Source organism: Pseudomonas sp. GM80 (assembly GCF_000282515.1).
Taxonomy (GTDB): Bacteria; Pseudomonadota; Gammaproteobacteria; order Pseudomonadales; family Pseudomonadaceae; genus Aquipseudomonas.
Genome location: NZ_AKJD01000052.1, coordinates 70,790 through 91,589, shown reverse-complemented (window position 1 = coordinate 91,589; position 20,800 = coordinate 70,790). Strand labels below are relative to the sequence as shown.

Here is a 20,800-nt window from a genome sequence, read left to right as displayed (position 1 = left end):
GGATCGTTCCCACGCTCTGCGTGGGAATGCCTCTAGGGACGCTCTGCGTCCAGTGACGCGGAGCGTCACGGGCTGCATTCCCACGCCGAGCGTAGGAACGATCAATGGTTTCATCAATCGCGTGCCAACGCTTCAATCGGGTCGAGGCGTGAGGCATTGCGGGCCGGGACGAAGCCGAAGACGATGCCGATCAGCGTCGAGCAGATCACCGCCGTGAGCACCGAGGTCAGCGAGAAGACCATCTCCCATTCCTTGATAAACAGCGAAAACAGATGCCCGATGGCATACGACAGCGAAATCCCGATTGCTCCGCCCAACAGACAGACCATCACCGCCTCCACCAGAAACTGCTGACGAATGTCCGACTGCCGCGCGCCCACCGCCATGCGAATGCCGATCTCGCGCGTGCGCTCAGTCACCGAGACCAGCATGATGTTCATCACGCCAATCCCCCCCACCACCAGCGAAATCACCGCGATCAACGACAGCAGCAGCGCCAGCGAGCGGCTGGTTTTCTGCACCGTCTGCAACACACTGTCGAGGTTGTTGGTGAAGAAATCCTTGCTGCCATGGCGTTGCAGCAACAGCTGCGTGACGTGCTCTTCCACCACCTTGCTCGGCTGACCTTCCTTCATGCGCACGCTGATGCTGTCCAGATAACGCTGGCCCAACACCCGTCCGGCGGCCGTTTCGTAAGGCACCCAGACATTGAGGGTCTTGCCCGAGGCAAACAGGCTTTTATCCTGTGCGGCGACGCCAATCACCGTGCACGGCAGGTTACCGATCAGGATCACCTGGCCCAAGGGATCGACATCCTGCCCGAACAAACGCTGACGGGTGTTGTGATCAATGACCACCACCTGCGCCTGGCGTCGCGCATCGCTTTCGCTGAACGGGATGCCCGCCGCCATCTTGATGCCGCGCACTTTGAAGTACTGATCGCTGACGCCGTTGACCTGCGCATCCAGATCGATATTGCGATAGCGCAGCAACAGGCTGCGGCCGATCATCGGCGTGGCGCTGTCGACGTAATACAGCTGATTCAGCGCCGTGACATCCGCCGGGGTCAGGGTTTCGATGGCCGCCGCACGTTTGTCGCCGTAACTGCTGCCGGGATAGACATCGATGGTGTTGCTGCCGATGGCCGCGATGTCCTTGAGCACGTAGTTCTTGGCGCCCTCGCCGACCGCCGAAATCGACACCACCGAGGTGATGCCGATGACGATCCCGAGCATGGTCAGCAAGGTGCGCATGCGGTGCGAGATCAATGCGACCCAGGCCATGCTGAACGCTTCCTTGAACAGGCCAAGGCTGGCCACCAGACGCCGTGAAGCGGTGGCTCTCGGCGCCACTGGCTCATCGCTGAGCAGGTGCGTGGTGTCGCGTTCGTTGGCGCGGTCGCTGAGGATTTCACCGTCGCTGACTTCGATGATGCGTTCGGCGTTGGCCGCGACTTTCGGGTCGTGGGTCACCAGAATCACCGTGTGCCCGGCGGCGTGCAGCTCCAGCAGAATGCGCATCACCTCTTTGCCGCTGGCCGTGTCGAGCGCACCGGTGGGCTCGTCGGCGAGGATCACTTCGCCGCCGTTCATCAACGCCCGGGCGATACTGACCCGCTGCTGTTGGCCGCCAGACAACTGGCTCGGCCGATGCGTCAGGTGACCTTCGAGGCCCAGTCGCGCCAACAGCTCTCTGGCGCGGGCATGGCGTTGCAGCTGCGGGGTACCGGCATAAATCGCCGGCATCTCGACGTTGTGCATCGCACTCAGGTGCGGCAGCAAATGGTAGCGCTGGAAGATGAAGCCGAAGTAGTCGCGGCGCAGTTCGGCCAGCGCCTGATTGTCCAGGTCGCGGGTTTCCTGGCCGTTGATTTTGTAGCTGCCGGCGGTGGCGTAATCGAGGCAACCGAGGATGTTCATCAGCGTCGATTTACCGGAACCCGAGGCGCCGATGATCGCGACCATTTCCCCGGCATGGATCGTCAGGTTGATGTTCTTCAACGCAAGAAATTCGCGGTCGCCCGCGGTGAAACTGCGGGTGATGCCGGTGAGCTGCAACAGTGGTTCAGTCATGCTCAGGCCCCCGCCACGTTGGTCAACGGATCACCGATAACCACGCGATCGCCTTCAGCCAGGCCGCCATTGATCTGCACTTTGACGTTGTTGTTGATCCCGGTCTGCACGTTGCGCGACTGCGCGTGGCCCTTGGCGTCGAGCACGCGCACCGGAAAGCTGCCGTCGGCATTGCGCGGGCCGAGCGCCGCCACCGGTACGGTCAGCACAGCCTTGGCGGTGTCGAGGACAATGCGCACCTGCGCGGTCATCGAAATGCGCAGGCGATGGTCGGGGTTCGGCACTTCGAACAAAGCGTTGTAGAACACCGCGCTGCTTTGCTTCGGCGTGCCGGCGGGCGGGGTTTCGAGAAAGTTCTGCGGCGCCGGATCGGTGCCGCGCAGTTTCGCGTAGTAGCGTTTGTCCTCGCCAAGAATGGTGAAATACACCTCTTGCCCCGGCGCAATGTGAATCACATCGGCCTCGGACACTTGTGCCTTGACCGTCATGGTGTCCAGGTCTGCCAGTTTCAACAGGACCGGCGCGAGTTGGCTGGCGATCACCGTCTGGCCTTCCTGAGTGACCACGCCGACCACGTCGCCATCGATCGGCGCGACAATCCGCGTGTACGCCAGGTTGACCTTGGCAGTGTCGATCTGGATGTGCGCACTTTTGATTTGCGCATCCAGCGACATCAGATTGGCCTGCTGCACCTGATAATTGGATTCCGCAGTTTCGAAATCCTGGCGCGAGATCGACGCATCCTCCTGCAGGTTCTGATAGCGCTCGTAAATCGCCTTGGTCTGTTTCAGTTGGGCCTGCGTGGCGCGCTTTTGCGCTTGCAGGTTTTCCTCATCGACCTGAGCCTGGCGCAAGGTGTTCTGCAGCACCAGCGGATCGATTTCCGCCAGCCACTGGCCTTTTTTCACCTTGTCGCCGACCTTGACCTTCAGCGATTTCAACTGGCCGGAGACCTGCGCACCAACATCAACCTGCTTGATCCCTTCGAGCACGCCGGTGGCCAGCACCGCGTTCTCGATGTCATCGCGTTCGACCGTCGCGGTCAGGTACTGCGGTGCCTCCGCCGGTGCCTGCACCGTGTAAAACACCAACCCCGCCACCACCGCCAAGGCCAAACCCATACCGACTTTGCGCCACTTCGACTTTTCCATAAATGCCCACAAGTCCGTTCAGGATCGAGCCCGGCGCAACGCCGGGCTCTGCTAGATAAACAACAATCAGGACAATATTTCGCCCGCCGGAACTTTCCGGCCGTCATGCCACCACGCCGCGAAACTGAAGACGTTGGGCGCCTTGAGAATCGTGAAATGGTTGCCCGGCCCGTACCACACGGCCAGATCCGCAACCTGCCGCTGCCAGCCTTCGACCATCGCCGCTTGCTCGCGCTGATTGCCCCACGCATCCAGCGTCGGGTCATCGACCAGCGCCAGCCGCACGGGGCCGGTGTAGGCCAGTTGCGGTTGATAGACCGTGCGCAGTGCCGTGGCAAAAGTGCGTACCGGGCCGTGCATTGCCTGCTCCGATGAGCGCGCCGACAACACGCCGGCGCGGACCATGCCTTGGTGCAACAGGCGCATTTGCACAGTCTCGTCAGCCTCGGCAAAGGCTTGCGGATCGATGCCCAAAGACTTGCCGCTGGACAGCTGCAAGGTCTCGATCAACCGCTCCAGCGCGGCGGTCGTCGTATACGGTTTGCCCGCCGTGCCGTTACCACCGGGGGCTTCGCTGTCGATCAGGGTCAAGGACGCCACTTCACGCCCGGCCGCCTGCAACTGCGCGGCCATGGCATGCACGACCCAGCCGCCGAACGAATGGCCGATCAGGTGCACCGGGCCTTGCGGATACAGCTGTTCGACGGCTTGCAGATAACACTTCGCCGCCGCTTCGACCTGACTGTGCGGTACGCCGCTGCCATCGAGCCCGCGCGGTTGCAGACCGAAAATTGGCCATTCCGGGCCAAGTGCTTCGGTCAGGTGAATGAACCCGGTGACACTGTCGCCCGCCCCCGGCACGCAAAAGATCGGCGCATGCCCGACGTGGCCGCTCTGGATGGTCAACAACGGCTGATAGGCCTGTGGCTGCGGTGCCTGCGCCGCAGCCATGGCCTGACTCAAGGCCTGGCCGAGGGCCTGAATATCCGGGGTTTTCATCATGCTGCGGTGGTCACCCGGCACATCGATGCAACGCAGAAATCCAGTGGCGACCTTGGTCTCCCAACCACGGGTCGGACTCGGCTGTGCCTGCCCCGGCATCAGCGCCTGAGCGCGGAACAAATGCACCGGCTGACTGGCCGGGCTGACCCGGTAGTGCGCCAGCGCCAGGCCATGAGCGGCCTCGCGATCAAAGTAACTCCAGGCGTCCGCTGCGCTCAGTGCAGCCAATTCCGGGTCAGGTAATTGCTGTTCGCAGCAGCGCAGGAACAGTTCGTCGAAGCCGATGAGTTCGACTTCAGCCTCAAGCCTTTCGACATCAGCCAACGCCTGCAGCCCTTGTTCACCAAGCATCTGCGAGCGCGCCCGACAATGTTCGAGCAATTGACGCTTGTCGCGATGCTCGCCGCTCCAGCGGGTTTTATCCTGACTGGCCGGGTGCGGTGCATAGGTATCGAGCAGGCCGACAAACGCCACGGCCTCATCGAGACCGAGCAGTTGCTGCGCGACTTCAAAGGCCAGCAAGCCACCAAACGACCACCCGGCCAGACAGTAAGGGCCGTGCGGCTGCACCGAACGGATGATCCCGACCATCCGCGCGGCCATGCATTCAAGGGTGCGCAGTTGCGGTTGCCCCAGAGGCACACCCGGCAAACCGTAAATCGGAAACTGACCGTCGATGTGCGAGCCCAATGCCGGGAAATACACATCCCGGCCGCTGAATTCATGGATCAGGAACAGCGCATGACCGCCCTCGCCCGGCCGCACCACGACCAGTCCTTCCGGCTGTTCAGGTATACCGCTGCGCTGACTGATCAGCGCTGCCAGTGATTCGATACTCGGCCGCTGGAACAGCTCCGCCAGCGTCACCTGTTGCCCCGCCCGCTGCAGCAAATTGACCAGACGAATCGCCAGCAATGAATGCCCGCCCAATTCGAAGAAGTTGTCGTGGCGTCCAACCTGCTCGACCTTCAGCACTTCAGCCCAAATCCGCGCCAGCACGGTTTCAGTCTCGCCTTGAGGCGCTTCGTAGTGCCGGCTGAGCACGGCGTCGAGGCCCGGTGCCGGCAGCGCCTGGCGGTCGATTTTGCCGTTGGGACTCAACGGCAAGACGTCGAGCGCAACAAACGCGCCCGGTACCATGTATTCGGGCAACTGCTCGAGGACGAACGCCCGCAGCGTGTCGATCGCCGGCACAGCACTGCGATCAACCGCGGTGAAATAGGCGACCAGACGCTCGTCGCGCATCAGCACCACCACCTCGCGCACATCCGGGTGCTGGATCAATCGCGCTTCGATTTCACCGAGTTCCAGGCGCAAGCCGTGCAGCTTGACCTGGAAGTCGTTACGCCCGAGGAATTCGAGGTTACCGTCGGCGCGGTAACGCACCAGATCGCCGGTGCGGTACAAGCGATCACCGGCTACGAACGGGCTGTCGATAAAGCGCTCGGCCTGCATCTGCGGCAGTCCCCTGTAACCGCGCGCCACACCGACACCACCAATGTGCAACTGGCCAATGACGCCGAGCGGCACAGCCTGGTCATGCGCATCGAGCACATACAGCCGGGTATTACAGATAGCCTTGCCGATTGGCAATTCAGATAACGGCACCGGCATGTGCGGTTCCAGCGTCCACGCCGTGCTGTCGACCGTGGCTTCGGTCGGGCCATACACGTTATGCAGGCGCACCCACGGCAGGTGCTGGCGCACAGCAGCGGCCAGCGCCGCCGTCAGTTCGCCGCCGCCACAGAACACATCGGTGAGGCTGGTGCACTCACTGACCTCCTGCAACTCAAGAAACTGCTGCAACAACGCCGGCACAAACTTGACCACCGTAATGCGTTGCTGACGAATGACTTGCGCCAGATACGCCGGTTCCCGATGACCGCCCGGCCGTGCCAATACCAGACGCACACCCGCCGTCAGCGGCCAGAAGAACTCCCACACCGAACCGTCGAAACTGAAGGGCGCTTTCTGCAACAGCGCGCCGTCTGTGGTCGGCGGGCAGATCTGCGACCCCCAATGCACCAGATTGCACAGGCCACGATGCTCCAGCATCACGCCTTTCGGCGTACCGGTCGAACCCGAGGTGTAGATCATGTAGGCCAGATTCGAAGCACTCAGGCCGGGCACCTGCGGATTGCTGTCTGACTGGTCGTGCCAGCTGCATTGATCAAAGTCGATCAGTAGCGCATCGGTCGCGGCGAACAGCGATCGGGTCGTCGTGTGTACCAACACCGCCGTCGGCGCGCAGTCCCTGAGCATGTAGTCGAGGCGCTCCGCCGGATAAGCCGGATCCAGCGGCACATATGCGCCACCGGCCTTGAGAATGCCAAGCAACCCCACCACCAGCTCGAGTCCACGCTCGACGCACAGCGCCACCCGCGCATCCGGCCCCACACCCTGCTCGCGCAGATGCTGCGCAAGACGGTTGGCGCGGGCATTCAGTTCGCGATACGTCAGGCTGTGTTCGCCGATCTGCACGGCAATGGCGTCCGGCTGACGCTGCACCTGCGCTTCGAACAGGCTTTGAATCGGCTGCTCGACCGGGCAATCGAGCGCAGTCGCGTTGAACTCGCCGAGCAGGCGCTGCTGCTCATCCGCCGCCAGCAGATTGACCTGCGCCAGTTTCGCCTGATCATCGCTGACCAGCGCCGTCAGCAAGCGCTGGAAGTAACCGACAAAACGCCGCACCGTCGACTCATCGAACAACGCCGTGGCGTAGCGCAGCGCGCCGCGAATTCCCTGCGGGGTTTCACCCAGACTCAACGACAGATCGAACTTCACAAAGTGATTTTCCCCGGCGACGCCTTCCAGCGTCAGGCCGCCCAGTGCCAAGGCGGGCGCAACGCTGCTGTCCCAGCTCAACAACGTCTGGAACAACGGTGTGTGGGCGAGGCTGCGCAGCGGCCGGGTGATTTCCACCACGTGTTCGAACGGCAGATCCTGATGCGCCTGCGCCGCCAGCGTCTGCGCCTTGACCCGCGCCAGCAGCGCGGCCCCCGTCAGATCGCCTGAGGTATCGATACGCAGCGCCAGGGTGTTGACGAACATGCCGATCAGCCCCTCGATCTCGGCGCGGGTACGGTTGGCCACCGGCGAGCCGACCACCACATCGGACTGTCCGGACAAGCGAGCCAGCAACATCGCCCAGGCACTCATGATGACCATGTACGGCGTCACGGCGTGACGCTGACACAACGCCTTGAGACCGACGCTGGTGTGCTCGTCCAGCACGATTTCGACACTGCCGCCGTGGTGATCCTGTTGTGCCGGACGCGGACGGTCAGTCGGCAGGCTCAGCAACGCCGGCGCTCCGGCCAGCGTCTGCTGCCAGTAATCGCTTTGACGCTGCAGCACCTCACCGCTCAGCCAGCGCCGTTGCCACACCGCGTAGTCGGCGTATTGCAGGGTCAGCGGCGGCAGCGGATCCTCCTCGCCATGGCTGAACGCCTGATACAGCGCCATCAATTCGCGGGTCAGCACGCCCATCGACCAGCCGTCGGAGATGATGTGGTGCATGGTCAGCAACAGCACATGGTGATCATCGGCGAGTCGCACCAGACGTCCACGAATCAATGGGTCGTCCTGCAAATTGAAGGGCCCGCGTGCTTCCGTGTCGAGCAATGTGCGCAAGGCCTCGGCGGTCTGCGGGTGTTGGCGCCAATCTTCCTCGATCAGCGGCAGGCCACTGTCGACCGGAGCAATCAGCACCTGTGCTTCGTCGTTCAATTGCGCGAAACGGCTGCGCAGGGTTTCGTGTCGCGCAACGATCCGCGCCAATGCCCGTTGCAGGGCCACGGCGTCGAGTCGACCACGCAGGTGCAAGCCCAAAGGAATGTTGTAGGCGGTGTTGCCACCGTCCATCTGCGCAAGGAACCACAAGCGTTGCTGGGCGAACGACAGCGGCAGCGCCTGATCTCGCGGTGCCGGCAGAATCTCGGGCAAGGTGCTGCGTTCGGCCTGACCCAGGACCTGGGCAACCGCCGCCAGTTCCGGGTTGGCAAACAGATCGGCCAGCGCCAGCTCCACACCCAACTGCTGACGCACCTGGGACAGCATGCGCATCGCCAGCAACGAGTGGCCGCCGAGTTCGAAGAAGTTGTCATGACGGCCGACTTTTTCGACCCGTAACACCTCGGCCCAGACCTGTGCGAGGCTGATTTCCAGAGCATTGGCCGGTGCCTCGTAAACCCGGCTGAGCAATGCCTCCTGTGTCGGTGCTGGCAGTGCCTTGCGGTCGACCTTGCCGTTATTGTTCAGCGGCAATACCTCAAGTGGCACCCACGCCGTCGGCACCATGTATTCCGGCAGTCGTGCGTGCAATTGCGCGTGCAGTTCGGCGCTGTCCAACACGCCATCGTGCGCCGTGTAGTAAGCCACCAGACGCGTGGCGTCCTGACCGTCGCGGCGCGCCAGCACTACCGCTTCCTTGATTCCCGGGCAGTTCAGCAGGCGGTTTTCGATTTCCCCCAGTTCGATGCGAAAGCCACGGATCTTCACCTGATCGTCGTTGCGGCCGATGCAGTCGAGTTGCCCCGGCGCCAGCCAGCGCGCGAGGTCGCCGGTGCGGTAGAGCCGCGCACCCGGTGTTTCGCTGAACGGATCGCAGAGGAATTTCTCGGCGCTCAGATCGGGTCGATTCAGGTAACCCAGCGCCACGCCCTGCCCGCCGATGTACAGCTCGCCGGTCACGCCCATCGGCACCGGTTGCTGATACGCGTCGAGCACGTACACCTGCGTGTTGCCGATGGGGCCGCCAATCGGCACGCTCTCGGCGTTTTCAGCCACCTCCTGCACTTCGAACGTCGTTGCGTAGGTGGTAGTTTCGGTCGGGCCGTAGCAATGCACGATGCGCAATGCCGGGGCCTCGGCCAGCAGGCGCCGGAACGCCGCCGGATCGCCACGCTCACCGCCGCACAGCAGAATCCGCAGGCCCTTGAGCGCCTGCGGAATCAGTTGCACGTACTGGTTGAACAGCGCGGTGGTGACAAACAGGATCGTCGCGCCGCTGGCACTCAGTTCACGGCCGAAGGCATTCGGATCAAGCAGGGTTTGATGGTCGATGACCACCACGCGACCGCCGTTGAGCAGTGGCCCCCAGATGTCCATGGTGCTCGCGTCGAACGCCGGGTTCGAGGCGAACACCACACGATCCTGCGCAGTGAAATCGGCGTAACCGTTGTTGAGCACCAACCGACCGATGCCCCGATGCGGCACCATCACCCCTTTCGGCGTGCCGGTGGAACCCGAGGTGTACATGATGTACGCCAGCGCCTCGGAAGACTGCACAAGATTCGGATTGTGCGTCGGCTGGCCGTTGAGGGTCAGCGTGTCGAGATCGATGCGCGGCGCAGCGTAGGCGATGATTTCACTGCTCAAGGTCAACAGCGCCACTGCCTGACAGTCCTCGACCATGAACGCCTGGCGTTCGCTCGGCGCATTGATGTCCAGCGGCACGTACGCCGCCGCACACTTGGCAATGGCCAGTTGCGCAACCAGCAGCTCCAGCGAGCGCGGCAGCAGGATCGCCACGTGGTCGCCCGGTTGCACGCCGTGAGCGATCAGGTGATGGGCCAGTCGGTTAGCCTGGGCATTCAGCTCAAAGTAGCTCAGCGAATGCGTGCCATGCACCGCCGCTACAGCCTTGGGATGCGCTGCTGCCTGCTGCTGGAAAATTCCGTGGACGGTCAGTGTTCGCGGGTAATCGCGCGCCGTGGCGTTGAAGTCACGCAGCAAGCGCTTGCGCTCATCCGCTGCCATCAACGGCACCTGCTCCAACACCGTTTGATCACTGCTGATCATCGCTTCAAGCAAGCGCTGCAAGTACCCGATGTACCGCTCGACCGTCGACGCATCGAACAGCGCCGTGGCGTAGTTCAGCGAGCCGCGAATCACTCCGTTGACCTCGCCCAGTGTCAGCGTCAAATCAAACTTGGCGACATCGCCCGGCCCGGCGACGCCCTCCAGTGTCAGCTCGCCGAGCGCCAGTTGCGGGCCGACGCTGCTGTCCCAGTTCAGCGTGGTCTGGAACAGCGGGCTGTGCGCCAGACTGCGCAGCGGTCGGGCGATTTCCACCACTTGTTCGAACGGCAGATCCTGATGCGCCTGGGCCTCCAGTGTCCGCGCCTTGACCTGCGCCAACAGCGCTTCGACGCTCACCGCGCCCGAGGTGTCGATGCGCAAGGCCAGCGTGTTGACGAACATGCCGATCAAGCCTTCGAGTTCCGCGCGGCTGCGGTTGGCCACCGGCGCACCGATCACCACATCGGTCTGCCCGGACAGGCGACTCATCAGCGATGCCCAGGCGCTCATCACGGTCATGAACAGGGTCACGCCGTGACGTTGGCTCAAGGCCTTGAGCCCTGCACTCAGGCGCGGGTCCAGCAGCACTTCGAGGTTGGCGCCGGTGTAATCCTGTTGCGCCGGTCGCGGGCGATCGGTGGGCAGCGTCAACAAGGCCGGCGCGCCATCGAGGGTCTGCTGCCAGTATTGGCTTTGCTGCTGCAGCACGTCACCGCTGAGCCAACCCCGTTGCCACACGGCGTAGTCGCCGTATTGCAGGGTCAGGGCTGGCAGCGGATCAGGCTGACCCTGGCTGAACGCTTGATACAACGCCATCAACTCAGCGGTCAGTACGCCCATCGACCAGCCGTCGGCGACGATGTGATGCACGGTCAACAGCAGCACATGATGCTCGTCGGCCAGGCGCACCAACCGTCCGCGAATCAACGAATCGTCCTGCAGATCAAAGGCTGTCGAGGCTTCTTGCGCCATCAATGCCTGCAAGGTGAGTTCGGCTTGCAAGTCTTGACGCAGGTCTTCCACGCGCAAGAGCAAACCGCTGTCGACCGGGGCAATCGACACCTGCGCAGTGTCGTCGATGCGGATGAAACGGCTGCGCAGGGTTTCGTGACGAGCCACGATCCGTGCCAGCGCCCTTTGCAGGGCATCGACGTCGAGGTGCCCGCGCAGGCGCAACCCGACCGGAATGTTGTACGCCGAGTTGCCGCCGGCCATCTGCGCCAGGAACCACAGGCGTTGTTGGGCGAAGGACATCGGCAGGGGTTGATCACGCGATACCGGCACCATTTGCGCAAGCGTGCTGCGCCCGGCGCGATTCAATACTGCGGCGACTGCGCTCAATTGCCCGTCGGCAAACAGATCACTCAACGCCAGTTCGACGCCGAGGCGCTGACGGACCCACGAGACCATGCGCATCGCCAGCAGCGAATGGCCGCCGAGTTCGAAGAAGTGATCGTGACGACCAACCCGCTCGACTTGCAGCACTTCGGCCCAGATCTGCGCCAGCGCGGTTTCCAGCTCGCCTTGCGGCGCCACGTATTCGCGGGTCGGCAACGCGGCCAGATCCGGTTTGGGCAACGCCTTGCGGTCGACCTTGCCATTGGCGGTCAACGGCAAAGCCTCAAGCCGGACAAACGCCGCCGGCACCATGTAGTCCGGCAACTGCGCCAGCAGATGCTCGCGCAACTCGCTCGCTGCGAGTGTCCCGGCCCCCGCCTGTTCGGTGAAATACGCCACCAGTCGCGGCTGGCCGGGTTGATCCTCGCGGGCCAGCAGCACCGCTTCGTTGATCCCGGCGAGCTGATTGAGACGGGTCTCGATTTCGCCCAATTCAATGCGCATGCCACGGATTTTCACCTGGTCGTCGTTACGTCCCAAGTAGTCGAGCGAGCCGTCTTCGCGCCAGCGGGCAAGGTCACCGGTGCGGTACATGCGCGCATTCGGCGTGCGGCTGAACGGGTCGTGCAGGAAACGTTCGGCGGTCAGGTCGGCGCGGTTCAGATAACCCCGAGCGACTCCGCCGCCACCGACGTACAACTCGCCCATCACGCCCATTGGCACCGGGCGTTGCTGCTCGTCGAGCAAATAAACCGCCGCGTTCGCCACCGGTTTGCCGATGTGCAACGCCGCGCCCACTTCGACATGCCCGGAGGTGGCGACCACGGTGGCCTCGGTCGGGCCGTAGTTGTTGATCACGGCGAAGCGCTGCTGACGGCTGAACTGACGCAAGCGATCGCCACCGATCAGCAAGGTACGCAAGGTCGGATGATCAAGGTTCTGGCTGAACGCGTATTCGGCGACCGGTGTCGGCAAAAAGCTCACGTCCAGCGGTTGCGCGCGCCACCAGTCGAGCAATCCATCGATGTCTTCAGCGCCGTCATGGGTCGGTGCCAGGTGCAAAGTCGCGCCCGCGCACAGGGCCGGCCAGACTTCCCACGCCATCGCATCGAAACCAAAGCCAGCAAGACTTGAGGTGTGGTTGCCGGCGCGTAAATCGAACGTTTCACAATGCCAGTCGACCAGGTTGGACAGTGTCTGATGCTCGACCATGACCCCTTTGGGCAGGCCGGTGGAACCCGAGGTGTAGATCACATACGCCAGGTGCTTGACCGTCAAATCTGGTACCGAAGGGTTGTGCTGCGCCTGCGCCGGCCATGCGCACAGGTCGACATCAATCACTGGCACGCTCAGCAGCGGCAATTTCTCGTGCAGATCGCTTTGAGTGAGCACTGCGACTGGCGCGCTGTCGCTCAATAAATAACTGATCCGCTCGGCGGGATGCGCCGGATCGATCGGCACATAGCCGGCGCCGGCCTTGAGAATAGCGACCAGCCCGACCAGTGTGTCCAGACCCCGACGGGCGACGATGGCCACGCGGTCGTCGGCTTTCACCCCGTTGGCAATCAAGTGATGCGCCAACGCATTGGCTTGGCGATTGAGTTGCAAGTACGTCAGTGGCTGCCCGGCCAACACCGCTGCCACAGCCTGCGGACGCTCGGCGACCTGCGATTCGAAGCGCTGGGCAATCGTCAGCCCACGCGGGTAGTCGGCTTCGGTCGCATTGAAATCCATCAGCAACTGTTCACGTTCTGCTGCCGGCAAGATCGACAACCGATCGAAGCCCACGTGCGGCGTGTGCTCCAGCGCATCAAGCAGTACGCTTAACGCACCCTGCATGTACCCGCAGATGCGCTGCGGATCAATGCCGGCCCCGGCCAATACCTTCAGGCGGAAGTCTTCGCCGAGATCGTCAACGCTGAGGGTCAGGCGATAGTTGCTGTGCTCTTCGGCATCGAGCAATTGCATGCCGTGCCACGCCGCTTGCACCTCGGCAGCTATCGGCCCGACCGGGGCGCTATGACGATAATTGAGCAATGTGCTGAACAGCGGCGTGCCCGCCGGCATGGCGCTGCACTGTTGCACCTGCGCCAGTTGCGCATGTTCATGGGCGAGCAACTGACTCAGGCGTTCGTGGGTCGCCAGTGCGGCGCCTTTGACGCTATGAGTGTTCAGCTCGATGCACAGCGGCAAGGTGTTGATGAACACGCCGAGCGCGCGCTCCGAGCCTTCACCGCCCTGCAATCGACCGAGCAACACCGTGCCAAACACCACGGCATCGCGCCCGGACAATTGCCCCAGCACCTGCGCCCAGGCGAGGTGCATCAAGCTGGCAGCACTGACACCCAATCGCCGTGCCTGCTGGCGCACGCTGTGGCTCAGTGAATGTGGCAACGCCAGCTGCGCCTCTTGCGCTGGCGCGTCGTCGACCCGTTGCTGACCATACGGCAAAGTCGGTTCATCAACAGCGCCGAGCATCTCGCTGAAAAAGCTTTGGTGCTCTTGTTCGCTCAGCCCGGAGCGGGTGTGCGCCACGTAATTGCGGTACGGCACCGGCTCGCTCAGTTGCTCGGCATTGCCCAGCAGAAACGCCTGCATCTCGTGCTGCAACACTTCGAGCGCGACGTGATCCATCACCAGGTGATGGAACAGCAGCAATGCCACCACACGTTGACGGGCTGCATCGCGGCTGTAGACCACGCGCATCAGCGGTGCTTCGGTAACCGGCATACGGTAGGTTTCGACGGTGAATCGCGCATGCAACTGACTCAGTGCATCGCCCGCTTCGGCGTCCAGTTGCAGGGCCTCGCAGCTCAACGAAGCCTGACGCCAGACCACTTGCACCGGCTCATCCAGCCCTTCCCAGAACAGCGAAGTACGCAGAATGTCGTGGCGCTCGATCACCCGTTGCAGTGCGTTGGTGAAGGTCTGCAAACGCTGTTCATCGGCGAAGGCGAACTGCGCCTGCAACACGTACGGATCGCCCTGCGCGGCCGACAGATGATGGAACAGGATGCCGGTCTGCAACGGCGCCAGCGGATAGATGTCCTGCACGTTGCGCGCGCCGCCGGGGACACTCGCGACGATGCGGTCGATCGTCGCTTGATCCAGCGCCACCAGCGGCAGCAGGTCGGGCGTGATGTGCGGGCAATCGGCCGGAATAAGGTTTGCCGGCACCGCCGCTTCAGGCGCCCCACCCACTGCCGCCGCCAGTGCGGCCAGCGTCGGTTGGCCGAACAGCACGCGAATATCCGCCGACAGCCCGGCGCGGCGCATGCGCGCAACCAGATTGACCGCCAGCAACGAATGGCCGCCCAGTTCGAAGAAATGATCAAAGCGCCCTACCCGCTCGACCTTGAGCAACTCGGCCCAGATCCCGGCAATCACGGTCTCGACTTCACCGATCGGGGCTTCGTACGCGCGGGTTTGCAGCGCCGATGGGTCAGGGGCCGGCAAGGCCTGGCGATCCAGTTTGCCGTTGGGGCTCAGTGGCAGGGCCGGCAGATGCACAAACACCGCAGGCACCATGTAATCCGGCAACTGCTTGAGCAGTTGGCTGCGCAACTGTTCGATGTCCAGCGGCTCGCCGCTGTAATAAGCGACCAGACGCTGATCGCCCGGCACATCTTCACGGGCCAGTACCGTCGCTTCGCGCACGCCGTCGATGTGCGCCAGATGCGCCTGGATCTCGCCCAGTTCGATGCGCAAACCACGGATCTTGACCTGATCGTCATTGCGCCCCAGGTACTCGATGTTGCCATCGGCCCGATACCGTGCGACGTCGCCGGTGCGGTACAAGCGCGCGCCTGGCTGATCGCTGAACGGATCGTCGAGGAAGCGTTCGGCCGTCAGCTCAGGTCGATTCAGATAGCCCCGCGCCACCTGCACACCGCCCAGATACATCTCGCCGACCACACCGAATGGCACCGGTTGCTGATGAGCGTCGAGGACATACACGCGGGTGTTGCACAGCGGTTTGCCAATCGGCGGCGTGCTTTCCAGAACCGGCGATTCAGGCTCCAGCGTCCACACCGTGCTGTCGACGGTGGCTTCGGTCGGGCCATAAACGTTGTGCAGGCGCACCTGCGGCAGACGTTCACGCACGCTGCGCACCAACGCGGCAGTCAGCTCACCGCCACCACAGAACACATCGCTAAGGCTGCGGCACTCAACGACTTCTTCCACTTCAAGGAATTGCTGCAACAGCGCCGGTACGAACTGGATGACATTGACCTGTTGCTGACGAATCAGCTGCACCAGCGCGGCGGGATCACGATGATCGTCCGGGCCGGCGAGGACCAGACGCATGCCGCAGCTCAACGGCCAGAACAGCTCCCACACCGAGGCATCGAAGCTGAACGGGGTTTTCTGCAACAGCGCGGCGCCGCTCGACAACGGACACAGGCTGGCGCTCCAGTGCAGCAGATTACCCAGATTACGATGCTCGACCATCACGCCTTTCGGGGTGCCGGTGGAACCGGAGGTGTAAATCACATAAGCCAGGTTCGCGGCGCTCAGGTCCGGCACCTGCGGATTGCTCGACGCAAGGTCTTGCCAGGAGCAATGGTCGAAATCGACCATTCCGCCGGCCCACCCACCGATCAGCGCGCGCGTCGGCGCATGTACCAGCACCGCTACGGGCGCGCTGTCCTCGAGCATGTAAGCCAGACGTTCGGCAGGATAACCGGGGTCCAGCGGCACATAAGCACCACCAGCCTTGAGAATCGCCAGCAGACCGACCAGCAACTGCGGCCCGCGCTCGACGCAGATCGCCACCCGCGCATCGCGATCGACACCGCACCGGCGCAAGTGATGAGCGAGTCGGTTGGCGCGCCGGTTCAACTCGGCGTAACTCAAACGCAGCTCACCGGCCACCACGGCATCAGCCTCGGGCGTGCGCAACACCTGCGCCTCGAAACGACCGTGAACGGTCTGCTCAAGATCGTGTTTGACGGCGGTGTCGTTCAGATCAACCAGCAGATGCTGACGTTCGTCGTCCGCCAACAACTCGACCTGATCCAGTACCGCCTGATCGTTGCTGACCATCGCCTGCAACAGTCGCTGGAAGTAGCCGACATAACGCTGGATCGTCGACTCATCGAACAGGGCAATCGCGTACTCCAGCACACCACGAATCCCGCCCGGCGCGTCTGCCAGCGTCAGCGACAGATCGAATTTGGCGAAGTGGCTAGGCTCGGCGACGCTTTCCAGGGTCAGATCGCCGAGACTCAGACTGGCGCCATGGCCGCTGTCCCAACTGAACATCACCTGAAACAACGGGCTGTGCGCCATGCTCCGCGCAGGTTTGGTGATTTCCACCACTTGTTCGAACGGCAGGTCCTGATGCGCCTGCGCTTGCAGCGTTCGCGCCTTGACCCGCGCCAGCAGCGCTTCGCTGCTCAACTCACCCGACGTATCGATACGCAAGGCCAGGGTGTTGACGAACATGCCGATCAGGCCTTCGATCTCGGCGCGTGTGCGGTTGGCCACGGGCGAACCGATGACCACTTCGGCTTGCCCGGACAAACGACTCAACAGACTCGCCCAGGCACTGAGCATGAGCATGTACATCGTCACGCCGTGACGCTGAGCCAAAGCCTTGAGTCCGGCACTCAGGCGTTCGTCGAGCACCACGTCGACGGTGCTGCCGGCGTAATCCTGCTGCGCCGGGCGCACGCGGTCGGTCGGCAGCGTCAACAGTGCCGGCGCGCCAGCCAGGGTCTGGTGCCAGTATTCGCTCTGACGCTGCAATACCTCACCACTGAGCCAGCGCCGCTGCCACACCGCGTAATCGGTGTATTGCAGCGTCAGCGGCGGTAGCGGATCTGGCTGGCCATGGCTGAAGGCCTGATACAACGCCATCAGTTCGCGGGTCAAAACCCCCATCGACCAGCCATCAGAGATGATGTGATGCAGGGTCAGCAACAGCACATGATGATCGTCGGCGAGCCGCACCAACCGACCACGAATCAGCGCATCGTCCTGCAAATCAAACGGCCCCGAGGCTTCGCCCTGAATCAGCGCCTGCAAGGTTTCGTCGGGTTGCGGATGTTGGCGCAAATCTTCGACGCGCAGCAGCAAGCCACTGTCGAGCGGAGCAATCAGTACTTGCGCCTGATCATTGAACTGGGCGAAACGGCTGCGCAGGGTTTCATGCCGCGCGACGATGCGCGCCAAGGCTTGTTGCAGCGCAGGCTCATCCAGTTGGCCGCGCAGACGCAGGCCGATGGGAATGTTGTACGCGGTGTTGGCGCCTTCCATTTGCGCCAGAAACCACAAGCGTTGCTGGGCGAACGACAGCGGCAAGGCGCCATCACGGGCCACCGCGACAATCTCCGGTTGCGTGCTGCGCCCGGCCTGCGCCACCGCCTCGGCGACCGCCGCCAGTTCAGCGTTGGCAAACAGATCACCCAGCGCCAGTTCGACGCCGAGGCGCTGGCGAACCTGGGACACCATGCGCATGGCCAACAGTGAATGGCCGCCGAGTTCGAAGAAGTGATCCTGACGCCCGACTCGCTCGACTTGCAGCACCTGCGCCCAGATCTGCGCCAAGGCACTTTCCAGCTCATTAAGTGGCGCCTCGTATTCGCGGGTGAACAGCGCCGCACGCTCGGGTTTCGGCAGGGCCTTGCGGTCGACTTTGCCATTGGCGGTCAACGGCAATGCGTCGAGTCGGACAAAAGCCACCGGCACCATGTACTCCGGCAACTGCGTCAACAGGTGCGCGCGCAACTCGGCCACGGCCAGCGGTTCGACCTGGCTCTGCTCGGTGAAATAGGCCACCAGGCGTGGTTGCCCGGGTTGATCTTCGCGCGCCAGCAGCACGGCTTCCTGAATGCCGGGCAATTGATTGAGGCGGGTTTCGATTTCGCCGAGTTCGATGCGCACGCCACGGATTTTCACCTGATCGTCGTTACGTCCCAGGTACTCGAGCGTGCCGTCGGCGCGCCAGCGTGCGAGGTCGCCGGTACGGTACATACGCGCATTCGGCGAGGGGCTGAACGGGTCATGCAGGAAGCGCTCGGCGCTCAGCTCGGCGCGGTTCAAATAGCCGCGCGCAACCCCGGCGCCGCCAACGTACAACTCGCCCATGACGCCAATCGGCACCGGACGCTGCTGTTCATCGAGCAGGTACACCGTGGCATTGGCCACCGGTTTGCCGATGTGCAAGGCGTCGCCCGCCTCGATTCGACCAGAGGTCGCGACCACGGTGGCTTCGGTCGGGCCGTAGTTGTTGATCACATCAAATTGCTGATTGCGGCTGAACTGGCGCAAGCGGTCGCCACCGATCAGCAGCGTACGCAGCGTCGGGTGTTCGAGGTTTTGGCTGAAGGCGTATTCGGCCACCGGCGTCGGCAGAAAGCTCACATCCAGTGGCTGTGCGCGCCACCAATCGAGCAGCGCATCGATGTCCTCGCTGCCTTCGTGAGTCGGTGCCAAGTGCAGGGTCGCGCCGGCGCACATCGCCGGCCAGACTTCCCAGGCCATGGCGTCGAAACCGAAGCCGGCAAGGCTTGAAGTGTGGCGACCAGCGCACAGATCAAACGCGCTGCAATGCCAATCGACCAGATTCGACAAGGTGCGGTGTTCGACCATCACGCCTTTGGGCAGGCCGGTGGAACCGGAGGTGTAGATCACGTAGGCCAGATTCGCAGTGGTCAGGCCCGGCACGTGCGGATCAGAGGTTTCGCTGAGCGGCCAGGTCAGCGGGTCTAGATCGATCACTGGCACTTCCAGCGCCGGCAAACGCTCGCGCAGAGCGTTCTGGGTGAGCACGGCAACGGGCGCGCTGTCGCTGAGCAAGTAATGCAGACGCTCGGCCGGGTGCGCCGGGTCGACCGGCACATAACCGGCGCCCGCCTTGAGTATCGCCACCAGCCCGACCAACGTATCGAGGCCTCGGCGGGCGACGATGGCGACGCGATCGTCGGGCTTCACCCCCAGTGCAATCAGGTGATGGGCCAAGGCGTTGGCCTGCCGGTTGAGCTCGGCATAGCTCAATTGCTCAGCTAAAAACTGTGCTGCCACAGCTTCTGGCCGCTGCGCCACTTGCGCTTCGAAACGTTGAGCGATGGTCAGCGTTGCCGGGTAATCGGCGTGGTTAGCATTGAACGCCAACAGCACCTGCTCGCGCTCTGCTGCGGGGAGAATCGGCAATTGGTTGATCGCAGTATCGGGCGCCTGCTCCAGTGCCAACACCAGACTTTCCAGGGCGCAGTGCAGGTAATCGCAGATGCGCTGGGGGTCGACCTCGGTGGTGGCCAGCAATGTCAGGCTGAACGCGTCGCCGAAATCATCGATGCTCAGGGTCAGCGGATAGTTGGTGCGTTCTTCGGAACTGAGGGTGCTGATGCCTTGCCACGCGGCGAGAGTTTCAGCACTGGCCGTCGCCGCCGTGTGGCTGTGACGGTAATTGAGCAAGGCACTGAACAACGGCGTCGGCGCGACCACGCCGCTGCAACGCTGGGCCAGTGCCAGCGGCGCGTGTTCGTGGCGCATCAGCGTGGTCAGGCGTTTGTGGGTCGCCTCCACCGCCGCTCGCACGCCTTGCGCATCGACATCGACCCGCAGCGGCAAGGTGTTGATGAAGATCCCCAGCGCCCGTTCGGTGGCTTCGGCGCCCTGCATGCGTCCCATCAGCACCGTACCGAACACCACGTTTTGCTTGCCGGTGAGCGTGGCCAATACCTGCGCCCAGCCCAGATGAAACAGGCTCGCCGCGCTCACACCGAGCTGCCGCGCCTGCGCGCGCAGACGCTGGCCGAGCAGCGGGTTGATCGGCAGGCTCAGCTCGGCGATTCCGAGGCCGTCACCCTGCACATCCTGCAAACCGTACGGCAGCGTCGGCTCGGCAATGTCAGCGAGCATCTCGCGGAAAAACGCCTCGTGCTCAGCTTCGCTGATGCCCAGCCGCGCTTGCGCGACGTAATTGCGAAACGGCACCGGGCGTCCGAGCAATTCATCCCGGCCGGTGAGGCAGGCGAGCAGTTCGTGACGCACCACGTCGAGCGCCGAGTGGTCCAGCGCCATGTGATGGAACAACAACGTCGCGACCACACGCTGGCCGTCCTCATCCCACGCGTAGGCCAGACGCATCATCGGTGCGTACTTGACGTCGAGACGGAAATGCCGCGCATCGAAGCGCTCGTGCAATTGCAGCAGCACAGCGCTTTCGCTGGCGTGCACCGCGACTTCTTCCATCGGCAGCTGCGCCTGGCGCCAGACCACTTGCAGCGGCACGTCCAGCCCCTCCCAATGCACCGCCGTGCGCAGGATGTCGTGGCGATCGATGACCTTTTGCAACGCCTGGGCAAAATCCTGCAATCGCTCACGGCTGCTGAACGCGAAGTACGATTGCATGACGTACGGATCGCCCTGCTCATTGCTGGCGTGGTGATAGAGAATGCCTTCCTGCAACGGCGCCAGGGGATAGAT

3 protein-coding genes (1 of these 3 only partly in view) are annotated in these 20,800 nt (G+C 63.2%); all 3 read right to left on the bottom strand.

From position 1 onward, the window contains the following. Positions 1-113 precede the first annotated feature (113 nt). A complete protein-coding gene (locus PMI37_RS07805; RefSeq protein ID WP_008079660.1) occupies positions 114-2,072 on the bottom strand; it encodes a MacB family efflux pump subunit in 1,959 nt (652 codons plus the stop codon). Between the two features lie 2 nt (positions 2,073-2,074). Continuing rightward, positions 2,075-3,223, bottom strand: a complete 1,149-nt coding sequence (gene macA / locus PMI37_RS07800; protein ID WP_008079658.1) for a macrolide transporter subunit MacA — start codon at positions 3,221-3,223, stop codon at positions 2,075-2,077. Between the two features lie 66 nt (positions 3,224-3,289). Continuing rightward, on the bottom strand, positions 3,290-20,800 hold the 3' portion of the coding sequence (locus PMI37_RS07795; protein WP_008079657.1) for a non-ribosomal peptide synthase/polyketide synthase. 333 nt of this gene lie beyond the right edge of the window; 17,511 of the gene's 17,844 nt are visible here — the last part of the coding sequence; its start codon lies off the right edge, out of view — the gene reads right to left on this strand; the stop codon is at positions 3,290-3,292.

Bases quoted from the DNA above. Each gene is read 5' to 3' on its own strand.
- macA (WP_008079658.1), bottom strand. From the start codon at position 3,223: ATGGAAAAGTCGAAGTGGCGCAAAGTCGGTATGGGTTTGGCCTTGGCG.
- PMI37_RS07805 (WP_008079660.1), bottom strand. From the start codon at position 2,072: ATGACTGAACCACTGTTGCAGCTCACCGGCATCACCCGCAGTTTCACC.